Raw genomic sequence first — 15,276 nt, 5'->3', positions numbered from 1 at the left:
AAAAAACGTTACAATTGGCTAACCTTTCATCTTTATTTCTATTATGCTCTACCCCATGTTACAACATCCGTAAACGTTCGTCCCCTAAAAAAACAAATGGCGAACCCAGATTTCTGGGTTCGCCGACTTCGTTATGATAGGTCAATAGACCGAACAAAACTGTTCCCGGGCTTACTTGAATTTGCTCAGCTTATCGCCGAAACGCTCTCCAAGCGTAACGCTCATGCCTTGATTGTTCAAAGAAACGTTCGGGTTGTCTTTCAGGTCGATTTTAGGACCTTTGGACGGTTTTTCAGCGCGTGGAGCTTGAGCAGGCGCTTCTTCCGTTTCTTTGATGCTCAGGCTGATACGCTGCTCAGAAGTGTTGATATCAAGCACTTTAACCTGAACTTCTTGGCCTTCTTTCAATACTTCTTGCGGTGTACCGATATGCTTGTGGGAGATTTGGGAGATATGAACCAAACCTTCAACACCTGGTGCCAGTTCAACGAAAGCACCGAAAGTAACCAAACGTTTAACAACGCCTGTTACAATGTCGCCCGTGTTGAATTGCTCGCCGGCTGTTTCCCAAGGACCTGGAGCGGCTGCTTTGATACTGAGGCTGATTTTGCCTTTTTCAGGATCTACTTTCAGTACCTTCACACGCACTTGATCGCCTTCGGACAGTACATCGGCAGGCTTGTCGACGTGGCTCCAAGCGATCTCGGATACGTGAACCAAACCGTCTACCCCGCCAACATCAACAAATGCTCCGAATTGCGTAAGGCGTTGTACTGTACCTTCCAGCACTTGGCCATCTTGAAGCTCGGACATCACTTTTTGTTTGTTGGCTTCGAACTCTTCTTCAAGAACATCCTTCTGGGAAAGGATCACTTTGTTGTTCTCGCGGTCCAGTTCCTTCACTTTCACGCGAAGCGTGCGGCCTTTGTAGTCGCTGAAATCTTCAACGAAATGACGCTCTACCATGGATGCAGGAATAAATCCGCGTGCACCCACATCGGCTACGAGTCCGCCTTTAACAACGTCAGCCACCGTTACTTCGAATACGTCCTGATCCGCAAAATGCTTCTCAAGCTCTTCCCACGAATTCTCAGTGTCGATCGCGCGCTTGGAAAGAACGAGGCTTTCCTTGTCGTCGTTAATGCTAACGACTTTGCACTCTACCTCTTGGCCAACCTGAACCGCATCAGATGCGTTATCAAGCTGCACAGAAGACAGTTCGCGAACAGGAATTACGCCGTCATATTTATATCCAATGCTTACATAAGCTTGGTTGTCCTCCAGTTTGACGATCGTCCCTTTCACGGTGTCCCCTTTTTTCAAGGATACGATTTGGTCCAGCTGCTCTTGGTTTTCTACAGCCTCTTCATTTCTTGTTTCTTCCGACATGTCAAATAACCTCCTCAATTCAAACCCCATTTATTTAAACTCGCATTCGCGAAGTTCAAAACATAATTGCTGTAGTATCTTTCCAATCTCCCCATGCTTTTTATGCATGGAACGAAATAAATCAGTTCACGGTTGGCTTGCCGCTTGCGCGCATTTCGTGAATCTTGGCCATGATCAACTCGGTTGCTGCATCCAGCGCTTCCGGTGACTTGTCACCTTCAAACCGTGATAGATCCACAGGGGCACCATAGATGATTTTCACTTTGCGAAAAAGCTTGTAATCTCCAATGATCGCAGCCGGTATGACCGTCGCCCCGCTGCGGAGAGCGAAACTAGCTGCACCCCGTTTGGCCGCAGTTGAATCGGAATTGCGCGTACCCTCAGGAAAGATACCCATGATCTCGCCCGTACGCAGAATCGTGAGGGCGGTTTTGATCGAATCTTTGCTTACTCCCCCGCGCTTGACCGGAAATGCTCCAAGCTGACGAACCAGCCATCCGAACACCGGAATGTTGAACAGTTCCGCTTTGGCCATGAACTTAACCTGGCGCTTGACGTGAATGCCCACAGATATCGGATCTCGAATGCTAATATGATTGCTACAGATTAGCACGCCGCCTTCTGAAGGAATGTTATGTACGCCGACAGATTCAAATCTGTAGAGAATAGCGAACAAACCGCGGACCACCGCTCTGCAAAAAACATAAATCATGCCCATTTCTCCCCATCCCACTTAAGTTTCGCAATATGAAAGAATTGCCTCCACAACCTGATTGATATCCATATGTGTCGTATCCAGTATGATGGCATCCTCTGCGCATCGGAGGGGCGACACTTCACGTTCCTGGTCAAGCCTGTCACGTTCTGCGATATCTCTTTCCAGTTGTTCCAGCGATATGCCTTCATCACTCAACTCATTGAAGCGGCGGAGAGCTCGTTCCTTGACACTGGCCGTCATGAAAATCTTCACCTCAGCATCCGGCAAAACGGTTGTGCCGATGTCACGTCCATCCATGACAACGCCCTTATCTTCCGCCATTTGCTGCTGTAAACGGACAAGCTTTATCCGCAAACCCTCGATTCGTGCATATTGGGATACCACTGCACTAACCTGATGTGAACGAATATACGGCGTGACGTCTTCCCCGTTCAGCCAGACCATTTGACCATTTTCATGCGGTTTTAATTCAATCACCATATTTTGTGCATGTTGAAGCACTTTTTCGGGATTTTCTGGAGAAATCCCTTGGTTCAGCATGAACCAGGTGACTGCCCTGTACATGGCTCCGGTATCCACGTAGATGTACTGCAGCCTGCTGGCTACCATACGCGCTACGGTGCTTTTACCCGCGCCTGCCGGACCGTCGATGGCAATATTAATTCTGTCGCGATAACCTGTCCCCTGCGTAACCAACGGGGCATTCCTCCTCAAACATCTACCTCGAAATCGAAAGGGCTTACCATCCGTTGCGGACGGGATCACCGTTTCTCTAGTGAAAATATATAAGACAGCGCAGATGAAACTAAGGCGTAATCTTATATTTCAAGAAAAAAGCAGGCGCCCGCCTGCGACGTGAAAATTATACCACACTAGCTAGAGTGATGCAAAAGAGAAGGGGTGTTTTCCCCCATCCAATCGTTTACATTTGGCTCGTTAACGGGAACACCCTCCATCTGCTGAATTGGCGAGATATAGGGCCGGCTAGGCTCATAATGCAATAGGAGCTGGGTGATCACCAAAGCAAGCACTAGTCCGATTAGCAGCTTAAGCAGCATGTGCCCGTAGCGGTCATGCAGGGCTTGTCCCTGCTCGGATTCCTTAACTTCCAGTCCTGTTTTTTCGAGCAGTTGGTCGTGATCGTTTACGACTTCTGACATGGCTGACAGTTCCTCCCGCACAAAATTTTCGGATAGTGTGCCACCGGCTTGTCCCTTTTATGCATTAACGGTTGCGAAAATCAAATTGTCTCTCAAAACAATAACGAATCAGCTTCTGGCGTTCCATATCTGCAATCTGATTAAACTTCAGCATAACGATGCTTCGGTTGGTTGGGAGCTCCTTCACCCTTACAACCTCGCCTTCAAACGGGACATGCTCCACGGATCCGTTCTTAAACGGGATGAGGATCCAGCAAGACAATATACTCCCTTCCGCAAACGTTTGATCCGGCTGCAGATGAAAGGATACGCCACCGCCGCCAACATCGTCGGTTTTGGCTAAAAACTGGCCGCCGTCTTTGGTCATAACGGCTACCTCGAGCTCGGCTTGCACCCGTAGGAAGCTTCTTCTCTGCACCTTCGTAATTTGATCCTGCTCCGGCTTCTTGATGCGAACCAGACGGATAATATCCTCATGGTGGCTAAGGACGTGGGAATTGAAGAAATTCTTGACTCCGCCTTCCGTTAAAAAAAATGCGGACAGCTCGTCCCCGATATACAGCTTTTTCAGCTTGCCCGTCCCTTCCTGCAGCGGAACCTCCATATACATCGATTCGTCATCCATGTCGGAAATGCGGGATTTATAAACAATATTAGCTTCCTTCTCATCCCCCGTATCCAACTGGATATAGAGGACATCGTTAATCTTTGGATACAATGCGCTCACCCACTAATTCATCATAATCATTATGTTCCATTATATCACGGGATCCCACGGCCCATAGGACAAAATCTTCAAATCAAGGTCGATTCATGTCCATCCTCGGGAACTCGGGACTCTCCACCTTGCTTTTAGTTACTTCATCCAAACAAAAAAAGCCGGTTCAGGAAATCTCCTGAACCCGGCTTGCATCATACAGTGCTTTACTTATTTAATTCCTGACTGTGCATCCTTCACGACCTCGACCGTTTCCTCAAGGCCGGTATCCGAGTTAATGTAAATCCGATACTGGGCTCCATTAATCCGCCCGCCGAATTCATAACACAGAGTATCCTCGGAGCGGTCGTTTTTGATTAAGGCTTTACGGTGATAGAGCACTTTATACTCAGGATTCAAGACCTTCTCCGCTTCGGCAAGACTAAGTTTCGGCTGCGGGATTTCTCGCTTGATCTGATGCTCGTATACAAAATCGCTGGCCTGGAATCCAATGACATCCCCATTGTCCATAGCCGAACGAACCGTGATTTTTTCAGGATAAATCAGCACGCCATCCTCTTCACGAACAAAGGAAAAGTTAGCCAGGTTGTCATATTGGTCCGCCGAAACCACCGTCATGTCGGAATAGCCTTTTTTCGTCAGAAATTGCTGGGCTTTGTCGATTGCAGTTTGAACGGACGCTTGCTTGGCACCCACATTCCGCTCATCCGTATAGGAGATCAGCTGGCCGCCTTTTTCGGTAAAGTCCATGCTGAGCATATGACCATTCGGATGCTGTACCTTTGCTGTATACGATACCCACTCGGTGCCGTTTCCGTTCTTCGTCACTTGCACTTTGGCATCATTGCCTCCATCCGAGAACTTCAGCGCTTTGCGTTTCACATCCTCTTCCGATATCGGCATGCCTGCCAATTGCTTCACGGAGCGGCGGTTATAGATGCTGCTTACCGATGGTCCCCAGTCAAGCTCAGGGTAGGACTCCACCTTCTTATCCACCGTTTTGAAGCCGTCAATAATGGAATTATCTTCGACTTTATTGGTAGCCAGTGCCGTCTCTACATCCATCCAGCGCAAACTGTTTGTGATAACCTTGTTTTGCACATGCTGCAAATCCTTCGTGATTTCGCCGGAGTTGGCGTACAAGGATTTCAACGTTTTGACCTCATTCTCACTGAGCGGCTCCTTCGTTAAATCACGCACACCTGTTTTGTAAGCAAAATTAGAAATTCGGGAAAGGAACTCTTCGGTCTTGTTGAAGGGAAGGAGCGTAAGCGGCAGCTGGCTGATCTCATTTTGAGCCTCGCTGGTTAGGCGCCATACATTCATCAAGCCCTTGCGATGCATCCCTTGGGAGGTAGAGCTCACCGCGAGCGTATTGCCGAGCTCGGCATGAATCCTGTCCATATTGTACGACAAGTCATGGAATGCCCGTTGGTATTGGTTCTCGGCATTAATCAATATGGCGTTTTTCTCTTTATTCTCTTGATAACCCCATACCAGAGCCCCGATCAATAAAATTGTGGCCACAGGAAACAGGATAGCGCTTAATCGTTTGTACATGATGCGATAGTCTCCTTTCTTCTACTCACTGCCGTTAGTTTGACTAGAAGAAAGAAGTCTTATGCATTTCTGTATAATTCCTTCATCCCTCAGAAATCTTCCTCAATCTCGAAGTGATCGCGGTTGTTGCACAGACACTGCTTAAATCCGGTTTCGATCCGGCCCTGTTCCTTTTTTCCCCGCAGCACAAAACGTTCACCGCAATCTTTGCAAAGAATTTTCACTTTTACACGCAAAAAAAGACACCTCCCTTTCTATGATTCCCTGGCTGTCAGCCGAGGTCTATAGAATGAAGTGTGCCCTGATTTGTTAAGTGTTAACCTCTTCCTCCCGCTTAATGAATCGGAAAGGAGAACGGTTGTTAGCTCTAGAGATTTTGCCCATGCCGCCATACCATAGCAGCACCATAAGCGGTACGATGAACCATACCCATGTGTGGGTCAGCAGACTCAGAATCAGGTCGTACAAACCATGCCACATCCAAGGCAGGAACAAGGATAGAACGAGGAAGAACCTTCTTCGTTTTCCTTCCGTGAATCTCGCATGTCCCATGTAGTATCCCATGATGACGCCAAACATCGCGTGTCCCGATACGGGCAGCAGTGCCCGCAGGAACATCGGTCCAAAGGCTGCCTGGCTGTACCAAGCGTAAAGCAAATTCTCTACCGTAGCAAATCCAAGCGATATCGCCACTGCATAAAGGATGCCGTCATAAGGCTCGTCAAATTCCGTATGGTTAAAAATAATATGATACATTACGAACCATTTCAGAAATTCCTCAACACCCGCCGAAACGAGCAATGAGTTGACTACCGGATTGTCGCCAAGCCATAGTATCATTCCCCGCTGCAAAATCATAACCGGGAAAACGATCAGAACCCCTAACATGAACACCTTGATCACCATGTGCAGGGGCTCTTGATCATACCTATCTTTCAGGTAAAAATACGTGAGCAATGCGATTCCCGGCGCCAAAGCTGACGCAATTACCGAGAACACCAGCACTAAAATTCCCCTTCCGTTAGTTGCGGGCCTGAAGTCCGGCACGCACGCCCACCTTAATTATTGCTGACGCTGGAAGTGTGTACAGATAACCTCAATCGCGTGCTGAGGCATTACTTTCTTACCGTATTCATCCAGCATAGCCTCCGTTACTGAAGAGGATTCACCGAATTCAGCCAGCATTGCAATAACCGCCGGCAGCTTCTCGCTATCCAATTCCTCAGGATCGAAGTACAAAAACCATTTATCCATATAGTGATAGAGCTTACCCGCTCCGCCTACAAGGTCCTTCAACATATGCGATGCTTCAATGAGCACTTCAAAATCCTGAAAAACATAGACGATAGTATCACTTTGATCCAGCGTTACTTCCATTTCATAAATCTCGTCCGGCATATCTTCTTCGGACAAGCCGCCGAAATGATGATCGTATTTCCCTCTCGTCACAATAACCACCATGCCCTGGGCAGGCAGTGCGAACACCTCAACGGCAAGAGGTCCGGTGGCATCAAATCCGAGCTCACTGTATGCCTGATCCATCATCTCCGTAAACAGGTCATAAACTTTCGGTATTTCCTGCCACATCTCTTCCTTCTGGATCCCACGCTCACTCAGATCGTCAAACGTGAGGAAAATCCGTATCTTATCTTGACTCAAACGCTCTATTTTCATGACAGGATCCTCCTTACGTAAACAAAAGTTTATAACAAATTATGATGTCTGGATTATGACGTGATAAAAATGGTTTTATATAATTGATTTTATCATTTAATACCCACAAATGCACGTAAATATGTAACTGAAGAAAAAAGAATCATTCACAGGGATTCGTGTGGCCGGTCCCCGAGAATGATTCAAAATGGTTCATGCCGTTTACAAACCCGGTATGACGGTGTGGGTTTCTTTCAAAATCTGTTCGACTTCGTTCTTGACATCAGGGTTGTTTCGGATAAAATCCTTGACTTGCTTCAGGTTGGCAGCCTTCGAATGAGTCGATGTCTGTACCCCTGCAGTTCCATTGGAATGAGTGGAATCATGTCGGCCTGAACTGGGAGACACGCTTTCTTGGCTCGAGCCGGAATACTGCTGGCTCTTCGTGCCCTGAATTTTACTCATCGCGGTATCCGCGAATCGACCAAGATTCGCATCTTTCATCATTGAGGAGAAGAACCTGCTGTTATTACGGGAAATCATCCGGCATGCAACGGCGCCGATAATGACACCATATAGAAATGACGAAGTCTTCACAAATGATACCTCCTTCTATGATAAACTCGAGATTATTGTTCTCGCACCGCCAGGAACTCATGCTACATAAATACAGGAAAGTGAGATGGAATCATGGTTAGAACACGAACAGTACTTCTGCTGGCTTGCTGCCTTATGCTCAGCGCTTGCGGCAACAACGGAGTTGATCAGAAGCAAGGCACGGCCACGGAAGTCGGTAATGACAGAGCAACGCAGCAAAATGAAACCTCTGGACAGGCGTCCGCTCCGAAAGAAGGTACCGACAAGTCAACCGACACGGACAAGCCTGAAACCGAGCCTGAAGTAGATACTCCCGCGGACCCATCGGATGAAGCTGTCAAGAGTCCCGATGCCGAGGCGCCGACTGAACCGAAGTATCACATGAATAAGGTGTATCGCATCGTCCCCAATGATGATACCGTACCCGAAAAAGTGGTGCTGCTCACATTTGACGACGGTCCCAAGGAAGAAAAAATGATCAGCCAAATGATCGATACGCTCGACAAACATAACGCCAAAGCGATTTTCTTCGTGAATGGATACCGCGCAAAGGAACATCCTGAACTGCTGAAGCTGATCCATGACCGCGGTCAAATCATTGGGAATCATTCCTGGGACCATATCGACCTGAAAAAAGAAAATAAACAGACGGTAAAGAAACAGATCGGCGATGTGCAGCAAATCGTCAAGGAAGCGACCGGATCGGAACCGAAGTTTTTCCGTCCTCCGTTCGGCTCAGGCGGAGATATCGTCAAGGAAGTTGCCCTTAGTCATGACCTGCTGTTCATGACCTGGTCCAACGGTTCGCTGGATTGGGAAAGCAAAAGCAAAAACAAGCCCGAAGCCGTAGTCAGCAATGTGCTCGAGCAGCTTCACCCCGGCAGCAACATTCTGATGCACGAGCTTCCGTGGACCGTAGAGGCCCTCGATACCTTACTTACCAAGCTTGAAGCCAAAGGATATGGCTTCGTGGATCCGCGACAAATCGAACCTAAAATAAGATAATCCGGGAAAACACAAAAACCTTAATTCTGCCGTCACCATCTGACGATCGAATTAAGGTTTTTTGCGTAATGTAATCACATGGTATTCTGCGGGACATTGCAAGCGCAGCGGGATATGGGAAGTACCGAATCCCCGGCTGATCAGCATCCTGGAAGAATGTTCGGTTTCGCCCGTCTTTCTCGGCAGTGCATACCATCCGGATTTAAACTTCTTGTAGAAGCGCGTCAGACGAACGGCTCCGGCCAACGGCAGCACGATCTGTCCCCCATGGGTATGTCCTGCAAGCACCAGATCCCCATGCACCACATCCTTGTCCTTGATCCATATCGGATCATGCACCAGAATGATGTGATACTGGTCTTCGGCTGCATTCCCCCGAAATCTTGTGTAAGGGTGTTTCCGGCTGGCTGGCTGCCTTACACCGCTGAGAACAATTAACTCGTTACTCCGTTGTAACGTAACGGTCTTGTCATTCAGCAGCATAACGCCGCTCTCCCGCAACGCTTTACGGACAGCGTCCTTGCCTGCATTGAGATCATGATTCCCCAGGACGGCATAGACGGGTGCGATACGGACCAGCACCGACATGTTATGCCTCAACCGCTGAAGGGGCACTCCTTTTTCCGTGATATCTCCGCCAAGCAGTACGCAATCCACCGATGAAAGATTGGATAATAGCTTTTCTTCTGACAATTGTCTGCGATGTATATCGGTGATGAACAATATCCGAAACCCGTCAAACGAGTGAGGGATACGTTCGGATACGACTTCTTCCTCACGCACCCGATAGCCCCTGGCCTCAGCCCTCATCCAGCCGATAGCGCCTGCTCCGAGTGCCGCAGCACCTGCTATCCACATCAACACACTCATAGTAACTCCTTTAACAACTCCTTTAATGGAGGTGCTCCGATAAGTCCCCACCACAGAAGACCTACCATTAACAATATGAAAATGACGATCAATGAGTTCACAAACCATTTGCTCATTCTTACGCGGTACGAGGAATATGTATTCGTGCGTTTTGGAGCAGACACTTCTTCCTCTGTTTGACGCTGACGTGACCGGGTCGATCTCGAACGGCTCAAACCGTCCGCTGTCGTGCTGCTCTGGGACTTTTGCTCCACGGAGCTTGCTCGGGGTGGCGATTTAGATCGGCTCCGCGTTTCATCCGCTTGTCGCGACTTCGCTGCCGGTCTTTTTTCTGTTTGAGCCGTTGACTTGTTTTTGCGGCTTTTATTTCGGCTCTGATGTCGCTGCATTCTGCTAAGTTCGTTCATGTTCCTCTTTCCTCCGAAACCGAATCAACATTCCTGATATGAAATCAATCAGAAAATGGCACAGGATTGGTGCCCAAATGGTACCCGTTTGAATATAGACGTAGCCCAGACCGTAACTGCTTAAGAAAACCCACCCGGTTGGAAGCCAATGCTTTAAATATCTGACATGAATAAGCGCGAACAAAATACTCGTCCAGTACGGTCCGAACGCATGCTGGATGGCTCCCCGAAACAATAACTCCTCGCAGATGGATACAACCAAAGCTATAACAAAAATATGCCAAACCGGCCTTTTGCGGAACAGCATTTCATTGATTCCGCCATCGTCCATACTATCCTCTGACACAAACCGGGATAATACAAAATCCACTACCAGCATGGCAGCAGCAAGCCCGAGCCCCCAATAAACGAACTCGATATCCTTCGGAATGACAAAGAGCCCAAACGGATTCCTCTGCTGAAACAGGATCCAGATCAACCCTGCAATAAGTGTCAATGCTTGGGTAAGATACAGATTAATAAGCAGCAGCCGATCGTTTAATTGGTGGGCTTCGATTCTTTTTACGCGTATTTTAAATTTTTTCATAGAAGATGGGCCTGTCTTTCATCTTGATTTTTAAGATTATCATCGTATACAACCATAGTAATATCAGAATCATTCAATCATAGGCGGGCATATGCATCATAGCAAATTAACGGCATGACATTCAAGGCTATCCCTTGATTCTTCCCCTGCTTTAAGGCCCATGAACGGAATAAACACCTATTGACACAATGTTAGAGCCATGATACATTATGAAAAAATTAATCTGTGAAAACCGATGATGGAAAAGAGATGCTGTAACGTCCTCAGAGAGCCGATGGTTGGTGTAAATCGGTGGCGTAAAAGTATTCTTGAGCGTTCCTGAGATATTTCGCTGAAACTTGAAGTAGGCGCAAATCGGATGATATCCGTTACCAATCATGGTCTGAACAGACCGCTTGAGGCTGCCGCAACATGGCAGCGAATAAGGGTGGCACCACGAATAACTCTCGTCCCTTACTACGGAGGTAGTATGCGGATTGGGAGTTTTTTTATGTTCCTGTCTCTTTGCCACGACACCGCGTCAAACCTGTATAGACCTCTTGCAGCTTTACTTGGAATCTTTGGTGTATAACGGAATACGCCCCGCGTAATCCTTATTCAATATTGCAGTACCGCATTTTATAGAGGATTTTAAGGAGGAAGAGAAACCATGTTTAAAGTATTGGTATCGGATCCGATCAGTGATTTGGGGATCCAGCAGTTAATGGATGCCGCCGATGTGCAGGTAGACAAAAAAACCGGGCTCAACGAGGATGAGCTCACTGCCATTATCGGTGAATACGACGGACTCCTCGTACGGAGTCAGACACGTGTGACAGAACGCATTATGAATGCGGGAACTAATCTCAAGGTTGTCGGCCGTGCTGGCGTTGGCGTTGACAACATTGATCTTGAGGCTGCTACGAAGCGCGGGATCGTTGTTATCAATGCGCCAGACGGTAACACGATTACAACAGCGGAGCATACGTTTGCCATGATGATTGCCCTCGCCCGTCACATCCCTCAGGCCTATGCCAAAACGGTGAACGGATCCTGGGACCGCAAATCCTTCCTCGGCGTTGAGCTTCGTAACAAAACGCTGGGTGTCATGGGAATGGGCCGAATCGGCAGCGAGGTGGCTAAACGCGCCAAGGCATTCGGCATGAACATTCTTGCTTTCGATCCGTTCCTGACGGAAGAGCGTGCGGACAAACTGGGCGTGACACTCTCCTCGGTGGATAACATTATCCGCAGCGCCGACTTCATTACGGTCCATACTCCGCTTACGCCGGAAACCCGCCATATGATCGCAAGACCGCAATTCGAAATGATGAAACGCGGCATGCGGATCGTGAACTGCGCCCGCGGCGGCATCATTGACGAACGCGCCCTTGTGGAAGCGATCGATGAAGGCATTGTTGCCGGAGCCGCATTTGACGTATTCGAACATGAGCCGCCTGAAAGCGATCATCCATTCCTGAACCATCCAAAGGTTATCGTAACCCCGCATTTGGGTGCATCTACCGTTGAGGCTCAGGAGAACGTTGCGATTGACGTGTCGGAACAAGTGCTTCATATCCTGCGCAACGAGCCGTTTAAGAATGCGGTCAACTTCCCGCTTGTAGCGGCCAGCGTAATGAACAAACTGCAGCCTTACTTCTCGCTCGGCGAGAAATTGGGCAGTGTAGCGGCTCAGATCACCGCACACGCGGTGAAGGAGATTCACGTTGACTATGCAGGCGAGCTGGCTGAAGTCGATACGCAGGCCTTGACCCGGTACATCGTGAAGGGTGTGCTGGAACGTCATCTCGGAAACGAAGTGAATATCGTAAACTCCATGCATTTGGCAAAAAGCCGTGATCTTCACGTCGTTGTCTCCCAGACACCAAAAACCAAAGACTTCACCAACCTCGTTACCGTTACGCTTAAAACGCAAAACGGTTTGGAGCGAATTGTCGCAGGTACACTCCTGCTCGGTTACGGCGAACGGATTGTCCGTCTGGATAAATTCCCGGTCGATATCTCTCCGGAAGGTCATCTGATTCTGATCTCCCATAACGACAAACCGGGCATTATCGGTCGTGTCGGAACCCTGCTCGGCGAGAACGATGTCAATATCGCCTCCATGCAGGTTGGACGTAAAGTCATCGGCGGTGAAGCCATCATGCTTCTGACGGTGGATAAAGACGTTCCTAAAGACGTTCTGGTCAAGCTTGCCGGGCTGTCGGAACTGAACACCGCGCAGCAAATCGCGCTGGGCTAAATTCAGGCCAGAATAAGACAATAAGGGGTTAATCATTGTTCCACGTAGAACAAGATTAACCCCTTTATTTCAACAAAAAAACACGCTCCTTGCGAGCGTGTTTTGTCTTTTGCGGAGACATTCCCTAAGATTCTGCCGATTTTGTAGGAATGATCATCGTAAACACCGTTCCTTCGCCTACTTCACTTGTTGCGTTAATCGTGCCATGATGCGCTGTCACGATATTTTTCACGATGGCGAGGCCTATGCCGGTTCCCACCGTCTCCCCCCGCACACGCGCTTTGTCGGCCTTGTAGAATCGCTCAAAAACAAAAGGCAGATCTTCAGGCGGAATACCGACGCCTTGGTCGCTAATCTTCACCTGGAGCGCCTCTGTATTCGATACGGTAATCCGATCGGCAATGATTCGGATCTGCTTGCCTGAAGGCGTATGACGAAAAGCATTATCCAGCAGATTGGTCAACACCTGCTCAAGCTTATCTTCATCCGCCGCTTCGAGCAGAAGATTCGAGTGAAGTTTGTTGAGCTGAAGATCAATCTCGCGCTCCTTGGCACGAACGGTGAACTTCCGGTATACCCTTTCACACAGTTCACCTGCATCCATCTCGCGCAGGGACAACTCTGCATGCCCTGCTTCCATACGGGTTAAATCAAGCAGATCCTTCACCAGCCGGCCCATCCGCAGGGATTCCTCATGAATCACCTGTATCAGCTCCCTGCTCTCCTCCGGTGAAGCCGCCATCCCGTCAAGCAGCGCTTCACTGTAGCCCTGCATCATGGACAGCGGCGTCCGGATTTCGTGCGACACGTTGGCAATGAAATCCGTACGCATCTTCTCCAGCGTGACCTGCTCGGTAATATCCCTTAATACAACAACGGCGCCGCGGATCACTTCATCCGAATATAAGGGGGCCATATGTGCCGACCAAATTCCCTGCTTCACATGCAGGTCAGCGCTTTGGTCCTTCCCTTCGTTCACGGTGGCATAATAGAGCTCACTGAGCGGTTTCGGCATGACATCGGCCGCCCAGCCTCCGCCCTGCAGCTCATCATCCCACTCCAGCCCTTTCCAGGTTTTCATGATTTCCTGCCCTGGAGGGTTCACCAGAATGACCTGACCGTGGTTATCAAATGTAATCACCGCGTCACTCATGCTTCTCAGCACACTGGACAGATGCTCCTTCTCATGGTTCAAGTTGCGGATATTCGTTTCCAGCTCTGCTGCCATATGGTTGAACGTATTGGCCAGCTCGCCAATCTCGTCACTGGTCACAAGATTTAGCCGAGTGCCATATTTCCCTTTACGGATGTCATTGGCTGCCTCAATGAGCTGCTGCATGGGCTGGGTAATCTTCGTTAACAGAAACAACCCGAAAAAGGTGGTCATCGAAAAACCGATAATGGCCACATAAGTAAATAAACGTTTGATGGCATCCGAATTCGCAAACGTGGTATCGATATAGGGGAGCAAAAATAATCCGAGCGTCAGCAGCACGCACGCGACTAAACAGGTTATCGTAATCCAAAGCTTGCCGACGAGTGATCTCCAAAAACTCACGTTACTTCGGGACCTCCAGCTTGTAGCCTACTCCCCATACGGTCGTAATCATCGCTGCGGATTCCGCGGATACCTTATTTAACTTCTCCCGCAGCCGCTTCACGTGAGTATCGACTGTGCGAAGATCGCCGAAAAATTCATAATTCCATACGTCCTTAAGCAGTTCTTCCCGGGAGAATACTTTGTCCGGGGACGAGGCCAGGTAGTGCAGAAGCTCATACTCCTTCGGCGTCAAACTGATTTCATGCCCGCCGGCCGTCACGCGGTGAGCATCATGTTCAATAATCAAATGAGGGAAAACAATGCTATTGCTTGGGTTTGGTTCCTTGCTCAAATAGGCCGTAGCGGATGAGCGGCGCAAAATCGCCTTCACGCGATAGATCACCTCGCGCGGACTAAACGGCTTCACAACATAATCGTCGGCTCCCACTTCAAATCCCTGTACGCGATTTATCTCCTCACCCTTGGCAGTCAGCATGAGAATAGGCGTAGACTTCACCTGGCGGAGACGGGTGCACACTTCGACGCCGTCCATGCCGGGCAGCATGACGTCCAGAATAACGAGCCCGTAATCTTCCGAGCTTGCTTTGCGAAGAGCAGTTTCTCCATCCTCCGCCTCTTCGATTTCATACCCTTCCTTCTCCAAATACATTTTTAACAAGCGGCGAATCCGTTCTTCATCATCAACAACAAGAATACGATTTCCGTGCTCTGACATTGGCGGCCAACTCCTTCATTTTTATAGGGAAAATCAGAAGTGGCCCTCTTGATTAAGAAAGGGCCCTTCTGATTGATCATTCACTGCTATTCTAT

17 protein-coding genes and 1 other annotated feature are annotated in these 15,276 nt (G+C 48.7%); of the genes, 2 read left to right on the top strand and 15 right to left on the bottom strand.

Translation table 11 applies throughout. The features are described 5' to 3' along the window. Positions 1–171: 171 nt before the first annotated feature. The 10 genes from rpsA to BJP58_RS31200 form a co-directional block, all read right to left on the bottom strand. The gene (rpsA, locus tag BJP58_RS31245; RefSeq protein ID WP_071223924.1) at positions 172–1,389 is read right to left on the bottom strand and encodes a 30S ribosomal protein S1; all 1,218 of its coding nucleotides are present in this window, start codon (positions 1,387–1,389) and stop codon (positions 172–174) included. Between the two features lie 121 nt (positions 1,390–1,510). After that, positions 1,511–2,101 carry a lysophospholipid acyltransferase family protein gene (locus BJP58_RS31240; RefSeq protein ID WP_127594155.1) on the bottom strand — a complete coding sequence of 197 codons (591 nt, stop codon included), beginning with the start codon at positions 2,099–2,101 and terminating at the stop codon, positions 1,511–1,513. 21 nt (positions 2,102–2,122) lie between these two features. Further along, the gene (gene cmk / locus BJP58_RS31235; protein WP_071223922.1) at positions 2,123–2,803 is read right to left on the bottom strand and encodes a (d)CMP kinase; all 681 of its coding nucleotides are present in this window, start codon (positions 2,801–2,803) and stop codon (positions 2,123–2,125) included. Between the two features lie 176 nt (positions 2,804–2,979). Next, positions 2,980–3,267, bottom strand: coding sequence for a DUF5359 family protein (locus BJP58_RS31230; RefSeq protein WP_194541923.1), 288 nt, complete (start codon positions 3,265–3,267; stop codon positions 2,980–2,982). A 64-nt stretch (positions 3,268–3,331) separates the two neighbouring features. Next, positions 3,332–3,994 carry a flagellar brake protein gene (locus BJP58_RS31225; RefSeq protein WP_233354810.1) on the bottom strand — a complete coding sequence of 221 codons (663 nt, stop codon included), beginning with the start codon at positions 3,992–3,994 and terminating at the stop codon, positions 3,332–3,334. A gap of 201 nt (positions 3,995–4,195) precedes the next feature. Beyond that, on the bottom strand, positions 4,196–5,545 hold the full coding sequence (ypeB, locus tag BJP58_RS31220; protein WP_194541922.1) for a germination protein YpeB: 1,350 nt from the start codon (positions 5,543–5,545) through the stop codon (positions 4,196–4,198). An 89-nt stretch (positions 5,546–5,634) separates the two neighbouring features. Then, positions 5,635–5,781, bottom strand: a complete 147-nt coding sequence (locus tag BJP58_RS31215; RefSeq protein ID WP_181469710.1) for a hypothetical protein — start codon at positions 5,779–5,781, stop codon at positions 5,635–5,637. A 73-nt stretch (positions 5,782–5,854) separates the two neighbouring features. Then, positions 5,855–6,550 (bottom strand): glutamic-type intramembrane protease PrsW, encoded by a 696-nt coding sequence (gene prsW / locus BJP58_RS31210; RefSeq protein ID WP_194545126.1) that lies wholly within the window; start codon positions 6,548–6,550, stop codon positions 5,855–5,857. 57 nt (positions 6,551–6,607) lie between these two features. After that, positions 6,608–7,219 carry a genetic competence negative regulator gene (locus tag BJP58_RS31205; protein ID WP_194541921.1) on the bottom strand — a complete coding sequence of 204 codons (612 nt, stop codon included), beginning with the start codon at positions 7,217–7,219 and terminating at the stop codon, positions 6,608–6,610. A 201-nt stretch (positions 7,220–7,420) separates the two neighbouring features. After that, positions 7,421–7,795: a hypothetical protein gene (locus tag BJP58_RS31200; RefSeq protein ID WP_194541920.1), complete on the bottom strand. Its 375-nt coding sequence runs from the start codon at positions 7,793–7,795 to the stop codon at positions 7,421–7,423. A gap of 93 nt (positions 7,796–7,888) precedes the next feature. Here BJP58_RS31200 and BJP58_RS31195 point away from each other — a divergent pair, with 93 nt between their 5' ends. After that, positions 7,889–8,800, top strand: coding sequence for a polysaccharide deacetylase family protein (locus tag BJP58_RS31195; protein WP_194541919.1), 912 nt, complete (start codon positions 7,889–7,891; stop codon positions 8,798–8,800). Positions 8,801–8,851: 51 nt separating this feature from the next. Here BJP58_RS31195 and BJP58_RS31190 read toward each other — a convergent pair whose 3' ends face one another. Genes BJP58_RS31190 through BJP58_RS31180 form a run of 3 tightly spaced genes read right to left on the bottom strand, consistent with a single transcriptional unit; the run spans position 8,852 to position 10,663 of the window. Further along, positions 8,852–9,658 carry a metallophosphoesterase gene (locus tag BJP58_RS31190; protein WP_233355176.1) on the bottom strand — a complete coding sequence of 269 codons (807 nt, stop codon included), beginning with the start codon at positions 9,656–9,658 and terminating at the stop codon, positions 8,852–8,854. 8 nt (positions 9,659–9,666) lie between these two features. Next, entirely contained in the window at positions 9,667–10,077 is a 411-nt protein-coding gene (locus BJP58_RS31185) for a hypothetical protein (RefSeq protein WP_194541917.1), read from the bottom strand. Then, positions 10,064–10,663, bottom strand: a complete 600-nt coding sequence (locus BJP58_RS31180) for a CPBP family intramembrane glutamic endopeptidase (protein WP_071223912.1) — start codon at positions 10,661–10,663, stop codon at positions 10,064–10,066. Before BJP58_RS31180 ends, BJP58_RS31185 begins: the two co-directional genes overlap by 14 nt. A 226-nt stretch (positions 10,664–10,889) precedes the next feature. Next, positions 10,890–11,120: a binding site (T-box leader), on the top strand. A gap of 192 nt (positions 11,121–11,312) precedes the next feature. Here BJP58_RS31180 and serA point away from each other — a divergent pair. Then, complete coding sequence (gene serA, locus BJP58_RS31175) at positions 11,313–12,905, top strand: phosphoglycerate dehydrogenase (RefSeq protein ID WP_194541916.1); 1,593 nt, start codon at positions 11,313–11,315, stop codon at positions 12,903–12,905. A gap of 124 nt (positions 12,906–13,029) precedes the next feature. On the opposite strand, the gene BJP58_RS31170 is transcribed toward serA, so the two are convergent. Next, positions 13,030–14,463: an ATP-binding protein gene (locus BJP58_RS31170; RefSeq protein ID WP_194541915.1), complete on the bottom strand. Its 1,434-nt coding sequence runs from the start codon at positions 14,461–14,463 to the stop codon at positions 13,030–13,032. A gap of 1 nt (position 14,464) precedes the next feature. After that, positions 14,465–15,181, bottom strand: coding sequence for a response regulator transcription factor (locus tag BJP58_RS31165; protein WP_009595176.1), 717 nt, complete (start codon positions 15,179–15,181; stop codon positions 14,465–14,467). Between the last annotated feature and the right edge of the window lie 95 nt (positions 15,182–15,276).

It is taken from the genome of Paenibacillus sp. JZ16 (assembly GCF_015326965.1).
In the GTDB taxonomy this organism is placed as follows: Bacteria; Bacillota; Bacilli; order Paenibacillales; family Paenibacillaceae; genus Paenibacillus_AQ.
This window is presented reverse-complemented; position numbering and strand designations above follow the sequence as displayed.